We start from the raw sequence: 24,494 nt of genomic DNA on the forward strand, positions 1-24,494 counted from the left end.
TTGAAAGGGCGAGATTGCGCAAGCCTAATGTTCAACTATTTTTCTAGCTCGTTTTGTATGGCTAATATTAAATCCTCAGCTTTCAAGCCTTGGCCATGGAGAATGCCTATTAGTTGCAAAAAGTCATTTTCAACATTGTTGTTTTTGATTGCATCAATCAAGCTTTTTGCAGCCATTGGAGCAATCTTTTTTTGCGTATCTTGTAATACCCCAACAGCTTCTGCTAACTGTTCAATGTTTGGTTTTGCGTTCATTATCCTTACTCCTATTAACCTATTTTGTGTTTGACTTGATTTGCTACTAATTCAGCTGTTTTCGGGTTGGTAGCCAGTCTTAGCTGGTAAATATAGCGACGAACGGTACTTCTTCGTTGCTCTTTTATTAATTTCATTCTCGCTGGAGATGCCACCGATACATTACGCATCTTGAAGTTTGCTGAAATCGCCATTTTTTGATGTTCAATGAATCGCTCTAGTGTCATAACATGATGCTTTTAGTGTTTGAAAGCAATAAGGTAGCAAGTTTGCATGTCTCTTCAATAAAAGACCCTGACAAGTAGCACTCCTTGTTCACTCAGAATTTGGCAACTGAGGGCCGCACCAATTACTTTAATAAGACACGCACTTTCAAAAATCAACATCAATAAACCTTCAAAAAATTTTTAAAGGTGTGTGGATTTCCACTATTTTTTCAAAATTACAGTTTTTAAAAATTTTTAAAAGTTATCAATTAGAGAAGCCAAAAAAATAGATTTTGAGAGAATTTAAGTTATTTTTGTGGGAAACGACACACCTTTGAATAAATAAAGAGCAAAAGGAGTGGGAAATGACACACTTTTGAGTGGAAACTCACACACCTTTAGGTTTTCTGTGGATAACTTTATACAAAGGTGTGTCGCTTTCCAGTAAAAGGTGTGTGAATCCCCACTAAAAAACAAGGTTTGAGAGTGGAAAACGACACACCTTTTGGATTTTGACACACCTTAAACCTCTTATTTTGTCGGTTTTAGTGGAAAATGACACACCTTAAACCTATAAAACTGAACTTTTCTTATTTGTAATCAATATTTAAAGTGCGATCTTAAGATCTTAAAGAGATCTAAGATCTAAGATCTTATTTCTTAAAGCTCAATTTTTTAGGTTTTTCATAAGTTTCAAAATATTCACTTTTTTGTTGATCAACGGGTTTCTATGTGTAGGATCAAATTACATTTCAATTTAATAAGCAGATAAGTTTTGGGTTTAGATAAAAATAATCACGATTTGTTAGGTTTGAATCCTGGTGAGCAAACAGGTGATTCTTTTATGGCCCCGCGTGAAATATTATCAATGCACCAAAAGACCTCATTGTCTGCTTTTAAAATTTGGGCCTGCTTGATCACTGATGTAAACATTAAAGATTGTGGTGAAGCAGATCAGATGATCTCTTTAAATAAGATTTGGCAAACTTTAGATACTCGTATTTCATTCAATCGTTTAGAAACGTTTATCATTGAGCTACAGTCTACAATTATCAAATGTAGTGAATATCTCCCACAGGTTCAGCAATTCAAAAAGAAATCCTTTCAACTTCTCGGCCCATCTGAGATTACTGTTGATAAGAGAAACAATGTTGTCAGTTTAAAATATAGATTTGTTAAAGAGTTGCTTGATATTCTCAAAGATACAAAAACAAAAGAGCGCTTTCTAATAGAACTAAAGATCTTTACATCATTGAAAGGTCGTGGAGGGGAGCAGGCGAAGAATTTAATTTTGTTGTGTACACCCTATGTCAGTGTTGGGCAAACTAATTTCATCGAGATAAATGAACTAAAAAAATTCATGAATTTGGAAAAGTATTACTTAGATGAAAATGGCGAAACAATATTTAAATCTTTCAATAGAGATGCATTGATAGCCGCTAAGAAGCTAATTAATGAAAATCCGTATGTTGGTTTTGAAATTGACGCCATTTTGCATAAGCGCCAAGGTCGAAAAGTTACGCATGTTCAATTTGTCATTTCCAGTAAGCACGCATTAAAGCAAACCTCACATACTTTAACTAATTCTGATAATTCACCACTCGATCCGGATGAATTAAACTCTATGCTTATTAATTTCTGGCTCGATGTCACCAAAGGTGAAGCGCCTCGGTACCCAAATGCAGTGCTATCAAATGTGCTCAGAAATTTCAGAATGGTAGAAAGTTATATATCTGAAATAATAACAGACCTAACAATTAAGTATGGAGCAGGTGATCAACTAACCTATCAGATTTTCTCAATAGCTACTGCCATTAATCAGCTTTGGGTGGATGGCGCTTTAGACAAATCTAACAGTAAAATTTATAACTATGCTTATAAAATCTATACGAACCCAAGCACTGAAAAAATAAAAGCCTTATGCGATAAATTCTTGATAAGTCATGAAATAATGACAAAGGAAAATAAAAACAATAAGGCCGAAAGAGAAAAAATAATTGCGTCTAAGCAAAAAAAGGCAAAAATTGTCCTTAAAGCGCTTAAAAAATATGATAAAGAATTTAAAGCTAATGCATTAGCGTCTATAAGCGATGTTCAGATAAAGGCATTTGAAAATGAATTTAAATCTTTAGCTAAAGGCAAGCGGTTTGGTGCATGGCCTAAAAAGGCAATTGAAAGTTTACAAGAGGCTGAGCTTACAATGCCTTTAAGTTCAACTTTGACAAGCAGAACGCTTGAGCTCTATTTAACTTGGATCTCTGATAAGTGTGTTGAAGAAAAACTTATTAACGCTAAATCTGTCGTTGAATTTTTAGATTTAAACGAATCAATGAAACGTCATATCGCATATTTAGAATGCTCTTCTACAATGTCAATGTCGGAACTGGAAGCATCTCTGCATTCACTATTAGATTAATTAATACACTTCCCTTATTTCATCTATTAACAATCCATTTATTTTGCAAATATTCACTTTTATAGGGTTTTAATCTTCTCCGGTTGTAATAATCAAAAAAAAGTTACGACTGAACATATATGTTACTACCAAAACAAAAAGCTGTTTCACAAATCCAATCGAACCATAGTGGTATTTGCGCATTACCAGGTAGCGGAAAAACGTATGTAAACACTGAGCTGTGTTTGAACTTACTTAATACCAACCCTAGCAACTCTATTTTAAATATCACGTTCACGCGCACAGCTGCTGCTGAAATGAAAAAGCGGCTTTCTCAAAAATTAACGCAAGACCAGATGCGACGAGTTAAAGTGTCTACTATTGACTCTGCTATGGTCGCGATGGCAAACGCTTATTTTAAGCACACACAAAGTCGCTACAAACTGCTTATTGGTGGGAGTTACTACTTTGTGGTATTGCGCATCGTAAATGAAATAAATGACTTCACTGTCGAAGAAGTCATGGAAATTCTAGACTATTACTTGTCGTTCCCTAAGTTAATTCAATTCGAAAATGAAAAGCATCAAGCTGTATTTGATTTATACAGAAAAATCATTTCAAACACTCACCCTCAATCCTTTGATTTAAAAACATTAGCAAAGCTATTAATTTCAAAAATGGAAGCAGGGCAGATACGTCCTTACGCATATGACCACATCATTATTGATGAGTATCAAGACACAGGCCAGTTGCAATATCAATGGCTTAAACAGCATGGTTCACTCGGTAACTCTATTCTTATTGGTATTGGAGATGATGATCAGAGTCTTTACCGATTCGCAGGTAGCTTAGGATATGACAACTTTTTAAACTTAAAAAATGATTTTAATGCCGATGAATACACACTTGATACATGTTTCCGTTGTGCGCCTAAAATTTTGAAGTATGCAGAGTCAATTATAACAAAAAACAATCATCGTGTTCCTAAGGAGTTTAATGCTTTCGATGCAAGCAAGCCTGGTGTTATCAATATTTACGAGCATGACGGCATTGTAGAGTCAGTTACAACAAAATTAGCACATGGCGCTGAAAACACGGCCATACTCTGTCGAACAAATCAGCAAGCGAATGATATTGAAGTTGCATTAGGAAATGAAGGTATTGAATATCAAAGGTTAAATGCAAAAGGTGGCCTTTTATCTGACTACAATGTTTTAGCGTATGCAAAACTGCTAATTAGCGTCATCCTTGATAAAGATGTAACTAATTTAATCGATGTATTTGCTTGGCAAGGAGAAAGTGAAAAAAATCTTGTTTTCCTTGAGCGATATTTTTCTCAACGAAAAATTATCAAACCCTCTCAATTGGATATTTCTGAACTAAACAAACAGGGCTTGTCTACATCAACCAATACGATTTTAAATAATATGCAAACCTGGCGAAGGTATGCAGATGACGAAAATGTGTTTAAAACACAAAAAGCAATCATCACAGCAATTGAGTACCGGATGACAAAGTTCGCTTCCAAGCGAGTGCGGTCATTTTCTGACTTTATTACAAAGCGACTGTCAGGAAGTACATTTAAAAAGCGTGTTGAAGCATTAGACAAAATCCACCAGCAAATCAAAAATGATACCGCTGAAATAAATAGAGAAGTGATCACAATAGCAACCATGCACGCATCAAAAGGCCTTGAATGGGATTCTGTGTGGATTGTTGACGTATCCCATGAAAACATACCGCTCACAGAGAAAGAATCCATCATACAAGCTAAGAATGACGCTGTGGCCCACTTAGAGGATGAAAGGCGGCTGTATTATGTTGCAGTTACAAGAGCTGAAAGAGAACTTAACCTGACTTTTGAAAAAGAGATGAGTCAATTCATCAGTGACTCTGATTTAAGCTTAGTTAATTTCTATGACGTTAATGGGGCTAAAGTCCCTATTCCGTAAAATAGTAACTTTAATGTTTTTTGCTAAATATTCACCTTTTGGATGAATGTTTACTTTGCATCCATTATAAACGGTCAAAACGATTTTTAAAAAAGGGCTAAAGTGAGAATACTCAATTTATTAAGTTTTACCTGCTGCACGCTACTTGCTGGCTGCTCACTTACTCAAAGTAAAACGCTAAACGTTGGAGGGCAGGATTACCTTCTCAATAAAGATGGTTCAATTACCGTATCCAAAGAGCAAGTTCAATACTTGAAGGGCCAAAGCGATATTACAGTAATAGATACTGTTATGCCTGCTGGTGGCGTGGCAGTTACTGAACAAGAGCTACAGTTGTTATCTAGGGATAAGCAGCTTTTAGCTGAAACAATTGATGGCAAAGTAGTAGACACTGAAGTATTCACATTTTTGGTCAAGCAAGGCTCTTTAAAGGAGAATCTTAGCAGGCTTGCATCTAAATATTCGACGGAAAATGAGCCCTTGATGCTCGATTATGGTGATGTTGACTATTACGTTAAAGAGAGCAGCATTATCAGAGCGTATTCCGTTGATGAGCTTGTTGCAGAAGTTATTGCAAGCTTTCCGGCGTTCGCCCAAATTGATGGAGTCACATTCTTTGTGAAGAAAGGCTCATTAAAAGCAAATTTAAATCGTTTGAGTAAACAATACTCAACACCATCTGAACCTCTGGAAATTGATTACAACGGTGGAGACTTACATGTGGCTAAATCTGAACTGATTGTGGCAAGTTCCTTAGAAGAGTTAGTTTCGCTTGTTTTGGCCCCCTACCCTGTTTTCTCAGCAATTGAGTAAGAAACCCATCGACACTTATTCCCAACTTTAAGGGGGCAATATCAATAATATTGCCCCCTTTTTTTAATGCATAATTTCCAAAGTTTCACTTTCAGCCACATTAAATAACATGTTCGCCCCCTTCCAGTGCGGGTGCTCTTTTTCAAGCTTCTCAAATGAAGAGTAATGCAACGCTTTGTACTTCCCTAGTCTAATGTTTTTTATTGTTTTTTTACCAAAAGATAGTTGCCAATTATTAATTCCTAAGTAGGTTAAACTTGTTATTACACCATGTAGGTTAATTTCTAGTTTTGTTGGCGTGATTTGTTCTATCATCGGGTTTGAAGTCTCTTATATATTTAACAAAAAAAGATAATTGTTCTTAATTATTTTGATTTTTTAAGTTTCAAAAAACAACAGTTAAATTAATTTTTATTAAATTAAATCGGTTTTGTTAAACCCCTCCCCTGCTTTATCAAAGGCACTTTCACTGCAGCATTGTCTTTAGAGAGTATCTTGGACACATCCATTAATCTTGTTGCTTAGGCCCAAGCTTAACATTTAAATATTTAAGAGAGAGAAGTGTTTTGACATCCTCCCCTAGCTAATTCGCTAGAGGATTCCTGTTTCACGGCGTATTGCTTAACGGTCGAGTGACCAATTAAGGCTTACTTACGCTCCACAAGCTAACACGGTCTGCCCGACCGCTTTGATATTTAACGCGGCGTTGAGATCACGATCTAACTGAGATTCACAGCTAGGACAATCCCAACTCCTTACATGCAACGGCAAGGAATCAACAACGTGACCACAGCAATTACAGCGCTTAGAGCTTGGATACCACTTATCAACCTGAACAAGTGTGCGTCCGTACCAGTCTGCCTTGTATGCCAACTGGCGTACAAGCTCAGACCAGTTAGCATCAGCGATTGCTTTGGCAAGTTTGCGATTCTTTATCATGTTTTTAACGCTCAGACTTTCACAGCTAATCAATTGGTTTTCTTTTATCAATTGCGAAGTCAGTTTGTGGGTAAAGTCGCGGCGACAATCAGCGATTTTCGCTTGAATACGAGCAACTTTCTTTCTGGCTTTATGGAAGTTGGCAGAGCCTTTCATTTTCTTAGAAAGGATACGTTGCGCTTTCGCTAATTTCTTAGCGTATCGCTTGGTGTGGTGGGGGTTGCCAGATTTTAACCCATCAGAGGTAATAACAAGATCTTTTAAACCTAAATCAATACCGACTGTATTTTTACTAATCGGCAGTGGTTTAGGCTTGAAGCGGCAAAGACAAGAAACGAAATAACGGCCAGCGCTGTCTTTGCTGATAGTAATAGTGGTTGGTTCGCTTGGTAGTTCACGACTCCAACGAATATTAAGTGGTTGTTTGGACTTAGCAATATATAGCTGTCCGTCACGGTACTTAAATGCTGATTTGGTGAACTCAGCAGACTGTTTAGAGCGTTTCTTTTTAAAGGTTGGGTACTTAGCTCTACCCTCAAAGAAATTCTTAAAGGCGGTTTGTTGGTGGCGTAACGATTGTTGAAGTGGTACGCATGAGACATCATTTAGCCAAGATAGCTCAGGCTCTTTTTTGAGTTCAGTTAGCTTGCTAGAGGATGCGCTGTAATTCACTTTGGTTTGTTCGTTATAGAACGTATCGGTACGCCATTTAAGGATTGAGTTATAGACAAATCGCACACAGCCGAAAGTGCGCTCAAGTAATTCTACTTGCTCGCTTGTTGGGTATATGCGGTATTTATAAGCTCTCTCTTTCATAGCTCACAAGATTACACTATTTTATGTGAGTGTAAAGAATATTAAATCTACTACGAGGAGCAGCGTTCCTCCCCTCCCTCTTTCGGAAGGGGTATCCACGCTGAAAATTTGATGATCACACTTGAGAAAATAAACGTTCTTCTAAATGAAGAAATTATCGCGGCTAAAAAGTTATTTTCAGGACCATGGGCTCATGAGCCTGTAATGTGTGCTAACACATTTCAACATAAGCGATATTTAGGATTGGCAAACTCATCCGGTGAGATATCAATTAACTCTCTATTTTTAAACACATCAGCAGTCGATCTGCTTGTGAATACGCTGAAGCATGAGATATGTCATTTAATCGTTGGTGTTCATCAAAATCATAATTCCAAATTTAAGCGAGTAGCTTCGGTTTTGGGTGTGAAAGATAATGATGAATTGAAAGAATTGACGTTAATAACATCTCAGATCAAGTACAAGTATTCAGTGATTGCACACATGGCTGGTGGTAAAAAAGTTGAACTTGGTGGTGTTCATAGAAAAACAAAAAAATACACGGAATACGACCCTAAAGGTCGAAGGAAAATGAGGATTGACGGTGTATTAATTGAGAGATTTGAGTTTCTAAATAATTAAAAAATGGCCTTTCGGCCATTTTTTAATTTGTTGCAATGTTATGTTTAATTGAATGTAGATGTCGATTGTTAGTTAAGATGATAGCAACTTAACTAAATCGGAGCCTTTATTATTCAACACGCTTTCATCAATCGTTAGCACCAATTGCCCTTTGTTATTCATCTTCGCTTTGACTCCATCTTGCTGCTTGATTGACTCATACTCTTTAGGTAAAGCAGGCGCGGTTTTAGGTGCTGTGACTTTTGCTAAAATAAGCGACTTCATAGCGCTTGATGCTTTTACATACACTGATTCATCTAATACATCGTTATCATCGTATTGCTTCAGTTCAGACTCAGTTAAAAATTGCTTGAAGTCATCTAGTTGTGAAATGCAATTATCAAACTGAGTGGGGTCTTCATTGCGTATGTTTACTAGATTTAAAACAAAGCGCAGATCGATAAACTTTAGCGCTGGGAATAAGTCAAATATTGACTCCCCCAAAGTGAGTATTTTTTTTGCATTATCAGCCGTGCCTTTTGAGCAATCTAGCTCAGCAGCAATAGAGCGGATAGATTGCTCATCAAGATTGAGTTCTTTAATTTTAAACGCTAAATCAAACGTTGTAGGCTTGCTGTATTTGTCTGACGACTGTGAAAGCGCTTTAACATCATCTTCATCCATGTTGGGTGTTAAAAGCATATAAAGCGTACCATCATCTAAAAGGCTCACAGCGTGCGTACGGCGTGTTCCCTCGATAACATTAAAAGCATGCTTTGAACCGTATGCTTTAATTGGGTGTTGGTTCCTTTTGTCCCTTTTAATCTCTGGGTAAATGTCGGACACGCTCGCAAGGCTCAAGTGGCGAGTACTACGACCATTATATTCAGATACTTTACTACAAGCTTTTATGTCTTTACTTGGTATTGTAACCATCTTAAATGTGTAGCTTTTACCTGTCACAGGCCCTGTGATAACAACACCTTCGTCTTCAATTAATAAGTCATCGTCTGCAGATGGTCTAATTACTTTACGTACCATGGCTTATTGTTCCTCTATAATGCTTTCTGCATATTCAAAAAATGATACTGCTAAGTCATTTACCGCTTGTTTCGCTTTTACAAGCGTTTCTGCACCACCAGCATAGTTTCGTGGTTGCATAGTAACAACGGTGTCGTATGTCTCACCACAGCGGCTAAATACATCTGACTTAGGCAGGCTTTTGTCGAGCATTGCTGGTAAGACGGCTTTAATGTGCTTTCTAGCATCCTTATTATCGCGCTTGTTCTGCTGAAACTTTGTCATGAAACCAGCGTGCGCTAATGTTCGGATGTTGCCACCGCTCCGTTTAATCATTTTATCGAGTGATGGCAGTCTATTTAAAAACTTTAACGTTGAGTCTAAATCAACCGGATCTGGTGGTGTCGGTGTTAACCAGATATCAGCAGCTGACAGTGAGTTTAAAAGAAATGGATCTATATGCGGCCCCGTATCAACAAATATGAAATCGAAGTCTTTCTTAATTTTGCTAATAACACGATCATACAAGGCTGTAAAAATTTGATTGTCTGGAATTTCAGCCTCTTTACAGCATGTGGCCCATTCCGCCGCAATAAACGCATCTTCCATCGATGCAGGCATGAGTTTAACGCCTGGTACTGTAGTGTCGAAAACAAATTCATCAAGAATTTCTTCTCTGGTCAATTGGTTCATCATTGCTTGTGCGGTTGTTGTATCTACGCGCTCTAAAGCAAGTTTATGATTCATAAACATGGTGGCAGAACCTTGCGGATCTAAATCAATAACCAGTATGCGAAGGTCATAAGGTACTAGGTCAGGGGCTGTTCTAAGGCCTTGAGCAAGAGATACACCACTGACTGTTTTTGATGCGCCCCCCTTGAGGTTTGCTAGAAAAGTCACTACAGCATCATAGCCTCTGTCTCGGAATTTCTCTGTATTGCGGTACTCATAAATCTTGATTACATCTTCAATTGATAATGCGTAACTAGCTAAAGCGTTTTCCTTTGAAGCTTTACCTCTGCGTTGGAATGAATAACCATCGGCCTCCATTGCTGCAACGGTGTTATCTACAACAGCTCTTGTTAAGTCAGGAAATATTTTGTGCACACTTGCTTTAGTGTAACGTTGGTCAAAGCCACCAACGCCTGCAATAAACTTCTCTTCCTCTACGCCAGTTGATAGCTGATTTAGCTTCGCTTTTGCTAACTTAGCTGTTTTAGTTAAATCCAGTTCAGAACCCATAATATTCCCATCATTATTAAGTGTGAAAGAGGTAAGCTACCGTCTAGTTAGTATGTAGCTTTTCCGCTGAAAGTTAAATATTCTACATGCATGGAAATATATTCCACTTTAATGGGCTTGTAAAGGCAGTAATAAGCTGTTTTCGCTTAGAATTTGCATGCCAACGTTGGGCGGGTGGATTTATAAAGAAAATTTTAAGGGGTGTCCAACGTTGGACACCTGAAATACACGCCTTAAATTTTGACTGCAACAACCTCACTTATATGTGTCCAACGTTGGACAGCAAGATTTAGGAATCGATTATTTCCATCTACTTCATGCTCAATGAATTAATGTAGTGGCGACTTATACTGTTAAAAATGTAGTAAAAAATATAATTGTTCTACAGTTAAGTTTAAGAGATATAGGTTACATCATGATTGATGGATTTAAAGGGCGCACATTTTCACTTGGTGACAAAGTACGGGTTTATCGCAATTTAAACAACGGTAAATGGTCTATTCTTGCCACCTCTGGTGAGTACAAGAACAAGGTTGTTGGGCACCTTGATGAGCTGGCTTTGTCAGATGTTACATTCATTGTTAGTGCTGCAGGACAGGCTCGCGTGCGCCGTGAAGGGCGTAAAAATGTTCATGCTTATGCGCAAGGGCTGCTTTCATCAGTAACAGCGGCTCCATATGGTGTGGATGTACCTATTGTAAGCTACGACCCTTATGGAAAGGATTTCTTTTTCAGGAAGGACGATGAAAATGTGAAGCTAGAAGCTTTGCAATTTCTTAACTTTTCTCATGGAAAGACTATTTGTAAGGCTTTCAACCTTACTTACACGTTATCACTTAGTAAATTAATTATTTCGAATTAGGAAAGGTGTTCTGTACTTTTCCTGCACCGCCCTCCCCTCTTGCTACCTTGGTTATATCAAAATTAAAAAGCAACCATATATGAGGAAGAACCTATGACTGCACGTAGAAAGTTAGTTAAAGAAATTCCGGTAACTGGGAATTCTGACGTTAATGTAATTGAAGTGGAATTGTACTTCGCTAAGGGGGGGATCAACTATTTCAACTATAAAAATGAGGCAAGAGGCTACTACGTCAGTGTCTGCCCTTATAAGGTGACTCATGAAGGTGGTTATAAATCTAAAGCGTACTCTGCTTTTGCTGGTGTTAAAACATTGCTTTTAGAGGCGTCACGGTTTGGTCAGAAGAAGTTCGAAACCTTGAAGGTACCAGAAGGCACCTTGAATGCGTTAATCGAGCAGGTCTTAGAGAATAATGGTCTTAGCGTGCTAGAAGAAAAGCAAGCAGCGTAAACAATATGCTAGCGAATGATATTCGCTAGCACTCGTAAGGAGGTAGTATGTTAAGTGCGATCGTTATGCATTCCCCTGTTACATTTACACAAAAAATCAGAGGTAATGAATTTACGCTTAAGAAGCTAAATGATGGTCAGTGGGAAATGACCGTCATGAATGCATCTGTAAAGGCTTATCGTAATGGGTTTGCTGTGCCTAAAGTTTTCCCCAGTTTGAAAGAAGTCGAAGCAAAATATAAATCATGGCGAGGGTTTAGCTTGATAGTCGATTCTCTTACTGAATCATATAATGAGGGGGTGGAATGAATATAGATGTGGATTTCCCGTATGAATTAACAAAAGAGCAATGGGGCGCAGCTAGAGGTAATGCGCGTGAGCAAATGAGAGGTAACAACGTTCAAGTGCGCTGTACTAAATCAGCGCATAGCGGGATGATAAGTGCGGCCAAAATGTTGGATTGGTTGGATTTCGGTGTTCGTAAGGACTTGGAGGAGCAGCTTAAGCAAGTTCAGTCAGGTGAAAAAGTTTTAACTGGATTCGCAAAAGCACGGTTTATTTACCGATTGGAGCACCCTACTACTTATCGAGATGTAATAAAAAAAGCGAAACGCCTTGGCTTAGTACATAGTTAACAATTCAATAAAAAGCTCATTATTCAATGAGCTTTTCTATTTCCAACAACTCGCAAAGTATGATGTAGATCGGGTGTCCTTTCCTGCATGTTATTTCAGCTTCTATATCATTATTTTAAATGTTAAGAAAATAATTGAGGTTTATATGTCACTTTCTAAGATTTCGACACTCGTTAAAGAAATATCTGTAAATATACCAGAGGTTGCTACAAAGCAGCTGAAATTAAGAACATGTAACGGTAAAAGAAGAGTTACACTTTCTAGTAATTGGCTGGTGGCTTTTGGTTTTGATGGTTCAAAGAAAGTTGTTGAAACCCCTCTAGGTGAAGGCAAAGGTATTTCAGTCAGATTAGCCGGTAAAAATGATGCGAAGACAAAAAAAGTATATTCACGTACTTACAAATCACGATCAGCGAACCCCTTAAACCCCGTAGCGGGTAGAAAAGAGCGTTTGATAGAAATATCAAGCCAACACCATATCAATTTTGCGCTTGGCCCTGAATGTATGTTTGTTCACATTACTTTTCGTCAAGGGGAGGTTTTGTTTCAGCCTATAATTAAAGAGCAGTATGAGCTGCTTCAAAGGGTAGATAGCAATACTAAGATCAATACACTCGTAGCTATGACAGGGGGTGTTGATTGTCACGCGTTGGAATCTAATAACTTTTCCGTTGATACTGTACTAAGTTTTAGGCCGCAAGATAAGCGTGATAACTCGGACTACACTGAGTTCGATTGTATGTCAGTGCTTGTTAATTCATCTCCACGCGTTCTTGTTAATGAAGATATTTACCAGATAATCCCTGAAACACTCGCTGAGCTTATTGGTGACACCCCTATCACTGTCGGTCATTTCAGTTTGACTTGTGAAGAGTTCTCTAACTTAAAAAACAATAAGTCAAAAATGAAAGCCTTAGAAGAGCTAGACAGTACAGTCGATATGTTTATTCCTATGCTGAACATTCTCAAGAGAATTAAATTTCCGGTCCTTGTGATTGAAAATGTAGAAGGGTTCATAAATAGTGCCTCTAATGATATTTTAACGCTTCAATTGAAGCGGCTTGGATATAAAGTTAGCCAAGGCGTTTTTAAGGCTAATGAGCTAGGTGGCAATTCATTACGAAAACGTATGTATCTCATAGCATCGACATTAGACGCCCCTATCGACCTCCCAATGCCAGAAAAAATCGAGTCGGCTAATATTTGGGATAATATAATTCTGCCCCATTGGGATGAAATCGTAGAGATGGACGTTACTGATACAAAAGTAATTAAAGACGCCTTATCAACGGGTCGCGCTAGAATTATAAGTGAAAGTAAAGGGTTCTCACCGACACTGGCTCGCTCTCAATCGCAATGCCCAAAGGATGCCGTAATCTGTGAGCGTTCAGGTCGGTATTACAGGCTCCCAGTATCCGTTCAAAAGGCAATTAACAATATTCCTGAATCTTTCGACTTGGAATGGGCACCACTTGATAAAGCGTCTCAAATTATAGGCCAGAGTATTTGTTACTCTATGCACGACAAAATTATGAAATGTGTTAGAAAGCATATACTGAATGCGGCTGCAAGTTTGAATGAAGGTTTGAGAATGCGGCAATTGGCAATGGGTTTCTAAACCCTCACCTAACACTTGATTAAAGCTAAGCTGGCTATGGCTTAAAGATAGCCGCCCTTTTTGGCTTTAGTGTTTTATGTAAATCACTAAAGCCCCCTCTTTATTCTCCTCCTCGCTATCGCTCGATAACACATTGTCTAGATGAAGGAAAAGAGCTCTTTTACTGCCGCTTTATGGTGGGTTGATATCTTAGTTACATGTTCAAGGCGAGGGTAACGCGATGTGTAACAAAGACTTATTTGATATTAATGGCTCTGAAAAGCTAACTGACAAAATGGTTGCTGAGCGTGAAGCTATCATTATGCATCACGCGAAAAACCCTAAGAGTGTATTCTTCTGCTCTCACAGCGCAGGTAAAGACAGTGCAGCAATGTATGAGTACTTGCTGCGATTAGTGCCAAAGGAGCGCATAGTTGTCGTGCATGCAACGTTAGGCTCTGTGGAGCATGATGGAGTGGTTGAACATATTAAAGAAAATATTGAGCACCCTCTTCACATCGTTCTAAATGAACGTAAAGACTTTGTTGATATGGTGCTATTGCGAGGAATGTTTCCATCACCCAAGTTCCGCCAGTGTACATCGGACCTAAAAACATCACCCATCTATTCGTTTATTAAACGCTACATGAATGAGCATGGTTATACCCATGGCTTCAATGTGTCAGGCCTGCGTGCTGAAGAAAGTGCTAAGAGAGCTATGAAAAACCCTTTGTGGATTAATAAGCAACTAACACTTAATTCAGGTAAACGCGTCGTATTCGATTGGATGCCTTGCTTTCACCTGGAAGAGTCGGAAGTCTACCAAACTATTTTAGAGGCTGGTAAACAACCACACCCTGCATACGGTGACAGGGCGTGCGGAGGCAATACTGGCAACCAGCGTTTGAGTTGTAAGTTCTGTATTATGGGGAGTACGAATGACCTGATGCGAGCAGCTATGAATTACCCTGACCATTATGCTGAAATGATCGCCTTAGAGCTGGTGGTTAATCACACTATGTTTGGTCGCAGTAGAACAATTCACACAGACTTACAACTAACTAAAGGCGTCGAGTTGGCTGGAGGTAAAGTGCTTGAATCAATTAAAAACACATCGAAACGAGCTGTGATGCCTTATAAAAACAAGGTCTTCATTCCGGTTCCACTCGATGAAAAGGTTGGGGCACCAGTAGATGAGGTTGCTGTTCAACGTCATGTTGTCCGACTTACTGAACGATTGGTTATGCTTAAGGAACGTGTGAATTCTGAGAAAGAACTCAAAGCGCTTAAGAAAAAAGAAGCAGCGAATAAAATTGGCAGCAAAAATATAAAGCGGGATGATTCAACAATAGACTTCCTGGATATGCTAAGCATATAAATGTGTAGCGAACCTATGGGTTCGCTATTTCCTTAACATTACGCTATCGCTCAATATATGTTTGATTAAGGTGGGACTTCGGTACTTACTCTGCATAAACCTTCCCAATTGATACCTTAGCGTTGATTTAACTAATGGAGTAACGCTTTGAAACAATCGGTATCAATAACTAAACGTAATACTTTTGTGCTTCTAGATATGGACTTTAAGGATTTAGCTTGTGTTGACTCTGAGTATGATGATCCGGAAACACAAGATGCTATTCAGTGGATTCGGCAACACTCATCGTTTCATCACATTGATAATAATACGCATGATGCTGGTGGAGTTTATGATTTTTTGTTTAATTTAAACATGCTTGAGTCGTATGCTTTTGATCTTAACAATAGTGAGTTAGCCCCGATGATTAAGCAGTTAAGCGATATTAAAGCTGCTGGTTACAATTACATTCTTTTTAATCAAAGTTGTTAGTATGGCTTTTCTTATATCTCAAAAGCAGTACAGGTTATTGCAAGGTTTTATACGCATTGTTATAGCGCATATCATTGCGGTGGTGAGCTTGATGGGGCGTTTTGGGCTCAGCAATTAGATTCAAATTCAATATCATGGTGTGTACAAAATGCCATTTCCTCTATTGCTCAAGAACGTATATTTATACACCTATACTTACTACTCACCTGGCAAGTAAAGGGTTCTATGTAGAAGGGGATAGTGAACTCTTTTTGCGTGAAAAAAACAGTAATACAATCTACTAATAGGTATAACCGTTACTTAGTAGAGGATGGTTGTATCTTATTTTAGGTGTGGCTACAGGGAAAACGTTTGGGAATAGGTGGTTCAGTGAGTGCCTGTGTCTCTTTTTTATTATTGGTTGGAAGTAATAAAGAATTTTTTTTATGTATAGTGTGCAGGATTAGCACACTTCTGTTTTGTTTTCAGTCAGTTAGTGTACTATTCCAGTTATTGATACTTATAAAACTTAATAGGCATATTCATGGATTCAAAAATACATACTCGACCAGAAGAAAGTTACATTCGCAGTTTTAGTGATGATGATCAAAAACGGTGGGTGATAAATATTATTGATAGAATGTGCAAGGCCTATCAGCTAGAAGGTAAGGGCTTAAAAGACCAGCTGGCAGAGCGTTTAGGCATAAGAACCAGCACAATAAAAGGTTGGGTATTCAATAGAAGAATCCCTTTTCACGCCATGGTTACATGCAATAGAGATACAGGCGCAAATCTAACTTGGTTGCTTGAAGGTAAAATGCCTAAGCTTGAGATAACAGAAGAAGTCAGTAGAACAATGGTAAAGAAAGTTTCAGAACACCTGTTTGCTGCTAATCGCTACAACTTAATTAGTACCGCTAATGGTATGGATGTGGTTGCTAATAATATTATTGAAGACGTAGAGTCAGTATTGGGTGTATCTACTTCTAATATATAGACCATAAATAAGTAGGTTAATATGCTTTCACATGTTGGCCTGTGTATCATCTATAAGTACTAAGTCTGAATGCGATAGTGAGCTTGCATTTTAGTGTCGCGCTTAACGCTATCGCTTATCTAAGCGCAAAACTAAGTCGTCAATCAACTTTTTCAGTCTACTTATCAGGTGTCCAACGTTGGACAGCGTTAATAAACCCGTATACTCAGCTTAGAGCCACCCTGATATAAGTGTCCAACGTTGGACAGTATAAACAATTACATCTATTCAACTTAACCGTCTAAAACATAGGTGTCCAACGTTGGACACCTATTGATAAAAGTATTTGTCCATTTAAATTCCCAATTTTAAAGATTTATGAGCATAGAAAACTCACGGCGCTTATAAATAAGGAAACTAGAAGAAGGAAGCCCGACGATGCGTTTGTACGATTTACCTGAAACTCACTTTCATGCACATATTCACAATTCAATAAATGTTAACACTATCATTTCTAACCAAGTGTTAAATGACTCTCTTAGTTATGAAATGCTGAGATTAATGAAATTGGTAAATGGGGGCTGTAAATCGCAATACGTCTATAGCGGAAACGTGGATTTTAAAGAATTATTCGGAACTGAATACGCTAATGTTATGTTTGATTCACTGATGCACGTATTACCAGATGAGTTAGAGCCGTTCGGTGTGATGTTTCTAGATGCATTCAATCAACCAGTCCATTACGCCGTAAGGATTTCCATTAATAAAGAGCATTACTATTTAGATGCTTATGGCTTAAATTCTGATATCAGCGTGATTAAGGAGCGGTTTGGTCGTTGTCGAATCACATCTATTAAACATTTCTCTGCAGACAATAAGTATGACCCTTTCTATTCTGGATATCAGACGCTGTTGAATGAGACCAGCAGTGTTTTCATGCTAACAAGTGAACAAGTACGCCATGAGTTTTACATGCAAATAGCCCATACGCTTTTAAACCTGATTATTTCCGACAGTGAAACACATTAACACCTGATTTAAATAGACTTTTTGGTAGGCACTTTTTCTGTTCTTAATTTTCAGATTGCTACCTTGAGCTTGGTTTATTTATGTTTAAAAGGTGATATATGAATTATTTAATTTTAAAAGGGCCATCGCTCAATGATGTTAAAAGCCTGTTGGAAAGCGATGCTTTGGAGCCAACCAAAGATGGTTTTATTAATACTGCAGAGGTTAGCAATTTTGATACCCCAGCTGCTGTTGAGTATGTAGATCAACTTCGCCTGGTAGGGCGCTTTACAAGAAGTGGCGTTGAGTTTGATATTCTTGTTAAGCGCGGCACGTTAGAAGCAGTCATGCTGAAAAAGTTTATTCAACGTAATGTCGATTCATTTGAACACCAGTTCTTACTTTCTTCTTTCCAAGTTGATGAGGCGGTGTGATGAGTGCTTTAGTATCTAAATCAAAGTCGCGAAACGCGCAAGCTAAGATGCGTTTTATGTGTGATCTGCTGAGCTCAATTAATAAAAAGAAAGGGTTCGACTCTGGTATTCAACTTGGATACGGTCTCAATTTTGATGACGTATTGCAAAATATCGTTATTGATAAAGACAGCCGGAATGTTGAATTTGCAGGTGTGCTATTACAACACCAATCATCCGGCACTGTTTTGTTTAAAGCTCACTACATCGATGACGTTACAGGTAAGCCTTTATCTAAAACCTATTCAATTAAGAATCACGGAATAAAAGCCGCGTTCTTATATGCTGTTAAAAAACGTGCCGAGTTGTGTGGTTATTCTGGACCGCTACCACTTGAACATCTTTACATCCCTTCACCTGATGAGCTGCTTTCGTTATCTGTAATTACTAAAGGTCAAACCTGGGTTGATGAGCAAGGTACCAAAGCGTTACTTCAAAATAATATGTGAGGTGTAAGCATGAGTAAAATCAAGTTGTTTATGGGGATCAGACGACCTGGTAGAGGTTTGGTTGATTGTATAGAAGGGGAGTTTACAGCGGTTGAGCACGCAACTAGTATTCCTTTTGAAAAGGGCCGAGCTTACGCCAAGCGTAAATATCAAGATCAAGAGTCATTAGTGCAAGTGTTTGCAGAACATAATAGCAAGGCAGAGCAGCTGTTGTGCGAATTTTTGCAAGTGCCGCAAACGCACCTAATACCTAAAGTACATAACCCACTATTGTCATGTTTTTCCGCGTACAAATCCATTCAGCTTGATGGCATTTCCATTTGCTATAAACAAGTGTCAGTAGGGTTTTGTTACGCTGTGGTCCGTGATGAGTGGAAGGTTATAGAACTGTGTGCTTCCCAAGTTATTCCTCAATCAGTTAAGGAGGTTTAAATATGCGAGTACCAATACAAATGACCATCGTTTTTTTATTACTGACCACCAGCTTTATAACCCAAGCCGCTGAGAATAGTTGTGAATTTCGCGGAGAATTAATACCAATAGGTGAATCGGTGTTTATAAAAGACCTTGAGCTTGTTAGAAGGGGTTTTCCGAGAGATTGGCAGGGTTACGCTCTCCGATGCACTCGTGTTGTGCTGAGCTCACGTAAAACGAAAAACCCAGATAATACAAGGGAAGCTATTGAGCTAGGAAAGCCGGTGCTGGTAATTAGCGAGTTGTATGAAAAGTTCTATGAGGAAATTCAATAGTGGGCCTTTTGCTGTCGCTCCTTTTCTGTTTGATACCTTGTCCTTAATGAACTTGATAAAGGTAAAAGGTTATGAAAGCACTGTCTCTTGATATGTATTGTATTACAATTGGTTTTACGGCTGGTCCGGATCACTTTTTCACATTGCTTGATAGTAAGCACGTTGAAAAAATAAAGCTAGCACAACAGCAATTGCAAGCATCGAAAGCAAATTCAATGAGCTTTGTGTTTAGTGGAGGTGTGTTTGTGGATACATTATTCGTTGAAGCGGTGATGGAGCGGCATGGAGTTGATTTATTAGATTTAGATGCAACATTTTTTAAATCTAGCGTTGCAATGGATAATGTTGAGCTTGTTGTCACACCGGTTGGGATTTATTTTCAAGCATCACCACTCCACCACACTAAGCAGTTTTTGTGCCGTACAGATTTAGTAAGGAATGAGAGGCTATTTGAGCAATCTAAGCTTAATTTCCTTAGTGTGTAGTTATTATTTGATTAAGGGATGAGTAGGGTACTTATGATGCCCTGCTTTTTTGACTCGATATTGTATGTTCAATTCAAATTTGGAGTGAAAACATGGAAACTATTGGAAAAGTAATTAAAGGTGATTCGTTTAGAATTGCCCCTCTAAGCTCTCAAATTGAAGCTGCGGGTGGTGTGTTAAATAATAGTACTACAGCAGAGCGTATTGATGGGACTTTTTCATACATTTATGAGTTTAATACTGGCTCAGGACGTAAGCAGCTAATAACAAAAAATGAATACTTGGTGGGTGTAATTTCCGAAGATGTCACGCATCGCGCTTACTACAACGGTGATACTAAAACGTATCTACTGTATAGCTTCGAAAAGTTTGATGAAAATGATAAACCTGTTTATGGCACACTTGTTCTTGGTAAGTCATTTAAAGAGATGCAACAAACTTTAAAAGCTAGGTTTCCTAATAGGGTGGTGTGGAACTTGTGCGACCCAATGTTAGCATTAGTCAAAAGCTGACTTGTTAAGCTGTATCGTTAGCGCGTATATTCATTTAATTGAACTGTGAATATTGGCATATTTATCTCATCTAAAAATATTGATAAATACACGGTAGCAATGCCTTAGGTTATTTGTTAAAACATATAAGAGCGCGGGGTCCGCACGTATATGCGAGATGACCTAACGAATTAATTATTTTGGCTATCGGGAGCTTCATGTCTGTAAAGTGTTTATATGAACAACGCTTTTTAAAAGAAAGGCGCTTATTTATTATATTTGCTGTAATTTCGACTATTGCCCCGTTTCTTTCCTTATTCGAATTCTTAAGGCCAGCAAGTGAAACATTCGCGACATGGTTTCAAAGAAGCGGATCAATAATGGTTGTAGTGGCTTTGCTATCAGAAATGCATGCGTATCAAATGTTTGATGTGTTTAAGCCTGATGGATTTGTGAATACCACATATGCTGAAACAGAGAAGAAATATTCACCACAAGTTAAACTATGTAATATCGTAGCTTTTATTTTAATTGCTATTGGTACGCTTATTTGGGGTTACGGGGACATTCCTTTTAGATAGCTATAACAAGCTATTCAGGCTCCGTTTATCTTCACATTTTAGCCAACTATAATTTCCTTCTGAAGAGGGTGTTGGCCCAGAAAGGAGCTAATATGAGACTTCTACTAGAGCAACTTGAAAATTCTTTAGATTCGGGGAATTATTACCTCTCCTTATTTACCGCTCTGACGCTTCCAGATATTGCAGGAGCATTGGGCTCTGAGGATGGTTTGGCGACAGGAGCGAAGTACAAAGAGTGGTATGAGAGGTGGGGAAGGCCTAGGTTTGTGGATACTATTCTTGAGAAAGTTCCTGAACATTCCAAAGCGTTTGTTACTTTTATTGAAAATCCGCTAGATGGTGAAGCTTGCTATTTATTCCGTTGCTCTTTACTTCATCAAGGGAAAGCGGCGCATCCTAAAAGTCAATTTACCCAAATCATTTTTATCGAGCCAGGGTCAACGACAAACGTAATACACTATGGTGTTATGAATGGTGCGCTTTGTATCGACTTAGCCTCCTTTTGTAAAGAGATGATACTTGGAGTTCGTATGTGGCTAGATGAGTTCGAGTCATCCGAGCAGTATCAAAGGAATTATGCTGACTTCGTACAACGGCACCCTACAGGATTAGCGCCTTATATTGTCGGTGTACCAGTAATCGCTTAAAAAGCCTAACAAGCGGTTTACCGGACAAACTTTGCAGTCTGCAATAAGCCGTCTGGAATTTTAGGTAAAGTTTTTAAATGCAAGATGTAAGATAGAGCTGTAGCTAATTCAATTAAAAAAAACAGCTTAAATGCTGGTTTTTCATTATTACTCCCATCTTTCCTCCCATACTTCCAATAGTTCTCGTTTTTCTTTTAATTTCAATAAGAGTTCATCAATTTTAGGTTTTTTTGAGCGTTCGTGGGGCCGTTTGTATATGTCTAGTGTGATATTTCTGTTTGTGTTTTTGTTAGTAAAGCTTTTATCAATATTTTCTTTATAACGGCGTACATTTTTCTTCCTGCTACAGCCACAGCCTTTAACTCGACCTAAGCTGCATTTCCGAATGATTTTGATCGTTCCGCAGATGCATTTGCATTTAAATAACTCCTTATTCGCAGTGTCTTTCCCCTTGGATTCAATTACAGTCCAATCATTAAAGGATTGATTCGGTAGTACCTTTCCCTTAGCCATATTAGACCACCAGCATTTTAGGGCGTTTAAAAAGGATTGCATCATTCGCTATTGATTCAATGCTTCTTCCTCGGCCTTCAATAGCTTCAACTTTGATTTTGACGTTATCACCGTGGTCCATGACAATCACTGTATAGCGAGAATCATTGCAAATACTAGTCATCCACTGTGCAGCTTTTGATTTAGACACCCCAAAATGTCTCGCTAGATCTTGTTCTGATTGAAAGGTTTGTATTGATAGCATGAATTCTGCAGCTTTTCTTATCGACATGTGACACCTGACACTTTTTATTGGACTACAGGCAATTTAGGTTCACAGGTAGGTTAGGCTCAACATTATTTCAAAATTTGGGAATTTTAATGGACATTTATCAATTTATGGCTCGCGCTCTCCTTGGAAAAGCTAAAGGTGATACGTTTCCCACAAAAACAAACGGTTGGTATTCGGTCACTAAGTGCCAACCAAGATGCTGCGATTCAGGTCTTCTTTGTGGAATTTCTACTTTTGTGAAATCGAATTCAGGAAATAGGGAAGGGTGACTGTTTGCAGTAAAGTGGTAATTCCTACTTCATGACATTCAAAAACCGCAAAAAATCACTTAAAGGTGTGTCTATCCCCACTAAAAGAATACGACAACGCATTTGACATAAATTACCTACAAGGTAATATTACCTATAAGGTAATGGAGCTTGTATGAGTATAAAAACAATAAAATGCCACCTTATTAGGGCGGTTTGGGAGTTTGATGATGTGTCAGTATTCCCCCTAACCTATGGGTATGAGATACGAGATATTTTGTTCGATTTGGATGCTGCAGGGGTTATTGCGGATTTGGAAGATATAGGGGCAATAAACTATAACCCAGAGCATGAAGAAGCATGGTCCATTACTGTGACTGTAAATAATGTTGAGCCTTGTGGCGCTGTTACATGTGATTTTTTTCAAGGCGATTGTTATAACGTTGACTTTAAGGAGTGTAACGCATGAGTGTACCAGATTTTGTAAATGCATCAGAACCTGTTTCAAGGCCAGAAGATTTGTATCGACCTCACCCTGGCGAAGTGTTTGCACGCAGATGTTTATCTAAAAGCAATTTAAAACGTGAAGAGGTGGCTCGTCGAATTGGTATTTCTGCCAAGCATTTGTCGCGCTTGGTGAATGGTCATGTGTCTGTAGGCGTAGAATTAGCCAGAAAGTTAGAAGCATGCACTAATATTAGCGCTGCTGCGTGGCTTCATTATCAAAATCAGTTCGATTTGTATGAACACCATAAATTAGAGCCAGCTCAGCTTATATACGCTTAAGTTCGTGCCATTTTGCTAAATGTTTTTATAAAAGCCTCTACATATACCCTATGTAGAGGCTTTTTTATTTGGTGGATTTGGTTTGTTATTGTTAAAAGGACTTTTTCTGAAGTGATCGTTAATTTCGGTATCGTGATGTTTATACCAACACTTTAAACAAGAAGGTCTTATGTATAACGAATCGAATTTAACTATCTCATTACTCAAACTTTCATTTGATTTGTTTGAGCAACAGATTACGCAGTTTGTTGATAGCTCTGATGTCACTGAGTATAACGACAGTGGTATTGATATGGTTACATTTTTGGTTGTTGTTGATGATCATGATGATAATGCATTAACAAACTTTCTTGCGGATCAAAATATTCCTTATGATATTTCGTGGGATTCTTATTCAGACCGGCATTGTACTATTCCAGCCGGTCATGCAAGCAAACGTATACTTCCAAATGGTCGTTCTCAATCTTTAGTATTCGATAATTCAGAATTAAGCGATAAAGTTCCATTCTTGGATGTGCTTGAAGCATATGAGTCAGGCCATATAGAGCAGTTCCTTAACGACCATTTAAAAAGCACGCACGTTATTTCTTGGCCTGAACAGCACGAAATCATTCGATGTATGTGCAAGTCAATGGATAGCCTCAAGAATCTAGAGCAGGCAGAATTAGACGCGTTAGTCGATGAAATGAACACCAAAATTGCCCTTTCGCAAAGTAACACTAGTCCACTTAGTGATGATGAGCTTCAGAGTGTTGAAAGTATGGCAACAGTCATAAACAATAGCGGGAGCATGATTCAGTCATATTTTCTAATTAGTAATGGGTATATTGTTGAGCCTATTGTTGTAAAACTGTCTCCAGCCGCGAAAGCGACTGCACCTGGCTTTAGTTTGATGGACTCAATGGATAAGCAAGTAGTAAAGGGTTATACCAATGAAGGTGTTAACTTAAGCCTGTCTTTTGAAGGCTATGGAGATCGTTATAGTGTGGGTTCAAAGAAAGGAACACCACTAATGGTTGAGTATTATCATGGAGAATTACGTGTTGTTATTTGGTCGGATATTAACAAGGTAGATCCAACCCACATAGTATCGCTTGAGGGAGCTAAATTGGAAAAGCTTAAAGGTTAGTAGGGTAGGGGCCGCAAGGCTCCGACCCCTTGCGGCACAAAGCTGGGCAAGTGCGTGCGAAAGCAAAATAAATTAACCAG

General features: G+C 38.4%; 32 protein-coding genes. 24 read left to right on the top strand and 8 right to left on the bottom strand.

The features are described 5' to 3' along the window. Window positions 1-35: 35 nt before the first annotated feature. The gene (locus HUS62_RS17000; RefSeq protein WP_175080525.1) at window positions 36-254 is read right to left on the bottom strand and encodes a hypothetical protein; all 219 of its coding nucleotides are present in this window, start codon (window positions 252-254) and stop codon (window positions 36-38) included. Window positions 255-268: 14 nt separating this feature from the next. Next, entirely contained in the window at window positions 269-481 is a 213-nt protein-coding gene (locus HUS62_RS17005) for a hypothetical protein (protein WP_175080526.1), read from the bottom strand. A gap of 754 nt (window positions 482-1,235) precedes the next feature. Here HUS62_RS17005 and HUS62_RS17010 point away from each other — a divergent pair. From HUS62_RS17010 to HUS62_RS17020, 3 genes are all read left to right on the top strand, one after another. Then, window positions 1,236-2,876: a replication initiation protein gene (locus tag HUS62_RS17010; protein WP_175080527.1), complete on the top strand. Its 1,641-nt coding sequence runs from the start codon at window positions 1,236-1,238 to the stop codon at window positions 2,874-2,876. A 119-nt stretch (window positions 2,877-2,995) separates the two neighbouring features. After that, window positions 2,996-4,807, top strand: coding sequence for a UvrD-helicase domain-containing protein (locus HUS62_RS17015; RefSeq protein ID WP_175080528.1), 1,812 nt, complete (start codon window positions 2,996-2,998; stop codon window positions 4,805-4,807). 102 nt (window positions 4,808-4,909) lie between these two features. Continuing rightward, window positions 4,910-5,620 (top strand): hypothetical protein, encoded by a 711-nt coding sequence (locus tag HUS62_RS17020; RefSeq protein WP_175080529.1) that lies wholly within the window; start codon window positions 4,910-4,912, stop codon window positions 5,618-5,620. Between the two features lie 63 nt (window positions 5,621-5,683). Here the strand turns inward: HUS62_RS17020 and HUS62_RS17025 are convergent, their stop codons facing one another. After that, complete coding sequence (locus tag HUS62_RS17025; protein WP_175080530.1) at window positions 5,684-5,935, bottom strand: hypothetical protein; 252 nt, start codon at window positions 5,933-5,935, stop codon at window positions 5,684-5,686. 336 nt (window positions 5,936-6,271) lie between these two features. Next, window positions 6,272-7,375, bottom strand: coding sequence for an RNA-guided endonuclease TnpB family protein (locus HUS62_RS17030; RefSeq protein WP_175080531.1), 1,104 nt, complete (start codon window positions 7,373-7,375; stop codon window positions 6,272-6,274). Between the two features lie 111 nt (window positions 7,376-7,486). Here HUS62_RS17030 and HUS62_RS17035 point away from each other — a divergent pair, with 111 nt between their 5' ends. Then, window positions 7,487-7,996 carry a SprT-like domain-containing protein gene (locus HUS62_RS17035; RefSeq protein WP_175080532.1) on the top strand — a complete coding sequence of 170 codons (510 nt, stop codon included), beginning with the start codon at window positions 7,487-7,489 and terminating at the stop codon, window positions 7,994-7,996. 72 nt (window positions 7,997-8,068) lie between these two features. Here HUS62_RS17035 and HUS62_RS17040 read toward each other — a convergent pair whose 3' ends face one another. Further along, window positions 8,069-9,016: a hypothetical protein gene (locus HUS62_RS17040; protein WP_175080533.1), complete on the bottom strand. Its 948-nt coding sequence runs from the start codon at window positions 9,014-9,016 to the stop codon at window positions 8,069-8,071. A gap of 3 nt (window positions 9,017-9,019) precedes the next feature. Next, window positions 9,020-10,237, bottom strand: a complete 1,218-nt coding sequence (locus tag HUS62_RS17045) for an AAA family ATPase (RefSeq protein WP_175080534.1) — start codon at window positions 10,235-10,237, stop codon at window positions 9,020-9,022. Between the two features lie 415 nt (window positions 10,238-10,652). On the opposite strand from HUS62_RS17045, the gene HUS62_RS17050 reads away from it, so the two are divergent. The 17 genes from HUS62_RS17050 to HUS62_RS17130 all read left to right on the top strand — a co-directional run bounded on the left by HUS62_RS17050 (window position 10,653) and on the right by HUS62_RS17130 (window position 21,467). Further along, complete coding sequence (locus HUS62_RS17050) at window positions 10,653-11,099, top strand: hypothetical protein (RefSeq protein WP_175080535.1); 447 nt, start codon at window positions 10,653-10,655, stop codon at window positions 11,097-11,099. A gap of 93 nt (window positions 11,100-11,192) precedes the next feature. Next, entirely contained in the window at window positions 11,193-11,549 is a 357-nt protein-coding gene (locus HUS62_RS17055; protein WP_175080536.1) for a hypothetical protein, read from the top strand. Between the two features lie 47 nt (window positions 11,550-11,596). Beyond that, a complete protein-coding gene (locus HUS62_RS17060; RefSeq protein WP_175080537.1) occupies window positions 11,597-11,857 on the top strand; it encodes a hypothetical protein in 261 nt (86 codons plus the stop codon). Continuing rightward, entirely contained in the window at window positions 11,854-12,183 is a 330-nt protein-coding gene (locus tag HUS62_RS17065; protein ID WP_175080538.1) for a hypothetical protein, read from the top strand. The genes HUS62_RS17060 and HUS62_RS17065 overlap by 4 nt, the downstream gene beginning before the upstream one ends. A 145-nt stretch (window positions 12,184-12,328) precedes the next feature. Next, the gene (locus HUS62_RS17070; RefSeq protein ID WP_175080539.1) at window positions 12,329-13,801 is read left to right on the top strand and encodes a DNA cytosine methyltransferase; all 1,473 of its coding nucleotides are present in this window, start codon (window positions 12,329-12,331) and stop codon (window positions 13,799-13,801) included. Between the two features lie 220 nt (window positions 13,802-14,021). Next, the gene (locus tag HUS62_RS17075; protein WP_175080540.1) at window positions 14,022-15,158 is read left to right on the top strand and encodes a phosphoadenosine phosphosulfate reductase family protein; all 1,137 of its coding nucleotides are present in this window, start codon (window positions 14,022-14,024) and stop codon (window positions 15,156-15,158) included. A 147-nt stretch (window positions 15,159-15,305) separates the two neighbouring features. Next, window positions 15,306-15,629, top strand: a complete 324-nt coding sequence (locus HUS62_RS17080) for a hypothetical protein (RefSeq protein ID WP_175080541.1) — start codon at window positions 15,306-15,308, stop codon at window positions 15,627-15,629. A gap of 523 nt (window positions 15,630-16,152) precedes the next feature. Further along, window positions 16,153-16,605, top strand: a complete 453-nt coding sequence (locus tag HUS62_RS17085) for a helix-turn-helix domain-containing protein (protein ID WP_175080542.1) — start codon at window positions 16,153-16,155, stop codon at window positions 16,603-16,605. 417 nt (window positions 16,606-17,022) lie between these two features. Next, window positions 17,023-17,613 (top strand): hypothetical protein, encoded by a 591-nt coding sequence (locus tag HUS62_RS17090; RefSeq protein WP_175080543.1) that lies wholly within the window; start codon window positions 17,023-17,025, stop codon window positions 17,611-17,613. A 98-nt stretch (window positions 17,614-17,711) separates the two neighbouring features. Further along, window positions 17,712-18,026 (top strand): hypothetical protein, encoded by a 315-nt coding sequence (locus HUS62_RS17095; protein ID WP_175080544.1) that lies wholly within the window; start codon window positions 17,712-17,714, stop codon window positions 18,024-18,026. Continuing rightward, the gene (locus HUS62_RS17100; protein ID WP_175080545.1) at window positions 18,026-18,514 is read left to right on the top strand and encodes a hypothetical protein; all 489 of its coding nucleotides are present in this window, start codon (window positions 18,026-18,028) and stop codon (window positions 18,512-18,514) included. Before HUS62_RS17095 ends, HUS62_RS17100 begins: the two co-directional genes overlap by 1 nt. A gap of 9 nt (window positions 18,515-18,523) precedes the next feature. Then, the gene (locus HUS62_RS17105; protein ID WP_175080546.1) at window positions 18,524-18,946 is read left to right on the top strand and encodes a hypothetical protein; all 423 of its coding nucleotides are present in this window, start codon (window positions 18,524-18,526) and stop codon (window positions 18,944-18,946) included. 2 nt (window positions 18,947-18,948) lie between these two features. Then, window positions 18,949-19,263 carry a hypothetical protein gene (locus HUS62_RS17110; protein WP_175080547.1) on the top strand — a complete coding sequence of 105 codons (315 nt, stop codon included), beginning with the start codon at window positions 18,949-18,951 and terminating at the stop codon, window positions 19,261-19,263. A gap of 71 nt (window positions 19,264-19,334) precedes the next feature. Next, window positions 19,335-19,748, top strand: coding sequence for a hypothetical protein (locus HUS62_RS17115; protein ID WP_175080548.1), 414 nt, complete (start codon window positions 19,335-19,337; stop codon window positions 19,746-19,748). A gap of 92 nt (window positions 19,749-19,840) precedes the next feature. Beyond that, entirely contained in the window at window positions 19,841-20,260 is a 420-nt protein-coding gene (locus HUS62_RS17120) for a hypothetical protein (protein WP_175080549.1), read from the top strand. A gap of 197 nt (window positions 20,261-20,457) precedes the next feature. Beyond that, window positions 20,458-20,820, top strand: coding sequence for a hypothetical protein (locus HUS62_RS17125; protein ID WP_175080550.1), 363 nt, complete (start codon window positions 20,458-20,460; stop codon window positions 20,818-20,820). A gap of 92 nt (window positions 20,821-20,912) precedes the next feature. Beyond that, window positions 20,913-21,467 (top strand): hypothetical protein, encoded by a 555-nt coding sequence (locus HUS62_RS17130; RefSeq protein WP_175080551.1) that lies wholly within the window; start codon window positions 20,913-20,915, stop codon window positions 21,465-21,467. A 147-nt stretch (window positions 21,468-21,614) separates the two neighbouring features. On the opposite strand, the gene HUS62_RS17135 is transcribed toward HUS62_RS17130, so the two are convergent. Both HUS62_RS17135 and HUS62_RS17140 read right to left on the bottom strand, forming a co-directional pair. Then, on the bottom strand, window positions 21,615-21,980 hold the full coding sequence (locus HUS62_RS17135) for a hypothetical protein (RefSeq protein WP_175080552.1): 366 nt from the start codon (window positions 21,978-21,980) through the stop codon (window positions 21,615-21,617). Between the two features lies 1 nt (window position 21,981). Then, window positions 21,982-22,251, bottom strand: coding sequence for a hypothetical protein (locus HUS62_RS17140; protein WP_175080553.1), 270 nt, complete (start codon window positions 22,249-22,251; stop codon window positions 21,982-21,984). Between the two features lie 423 nt (window positions 22,252-22,674). Here HUS62_RS17140 and HUS62_RS17145 point away from each other — a divergent pair, with 423 nt between their 5' ends. From HUS62_RS17145 to HUS62_RS17155, 3 genes are all read left to right on the top strand, one after another. Further along, on the top strand, window positions 22,675-22,968 hold the full coding sequence (locus HUS62_RS17145; RefSeq protein WP_175080554.1) for a hypothetical protein: 294 nt from the start codon (window positions 22,675-22,677) through the stop codon (window positions 22,966-22,968). Continuing rightward, window positions 22,965-23,285 carry a HigA family addiction module antitoxin gene (locus HUS62_RS17150; protein ID WP_175080555.1) on the top strand — a complete coding sequence of 107 codons (321 nt, stop codon included), beginning with the start codon at window positions 22,965-22,967 and terminating at the stop codon, window positions 23,283-23,285. Before HUS62_RS17145 ends, HUS62_RS17150 begins: the two co-directional genes overlap by 4 nt. Before the next feature lie 169 nt (window positions 23,286-23,454). Continuing rightward, window positions 23,455-24,414, top strand: a complete 960-nt coding sequence (locus tag HUS62_RS17155; protein ID WP_175080556.1) for a hypothetical protein — start codon at window positions 23,455-23,457, stop codon at window positions 24,412-24,414. Window positions 24,415-24,494 lie beyond the last annotated feature (80 nt).

This window comes from Pseudoalteromonas sp. 0303 (genome assembly GCF_013349995.1).
Classification (GTDB): domain Bacteria; phylum Pseudomonadota; class Gammaproteobacteria; order Enterobacterales; family Alteromonadaceae; genus Pseudoalteromonas.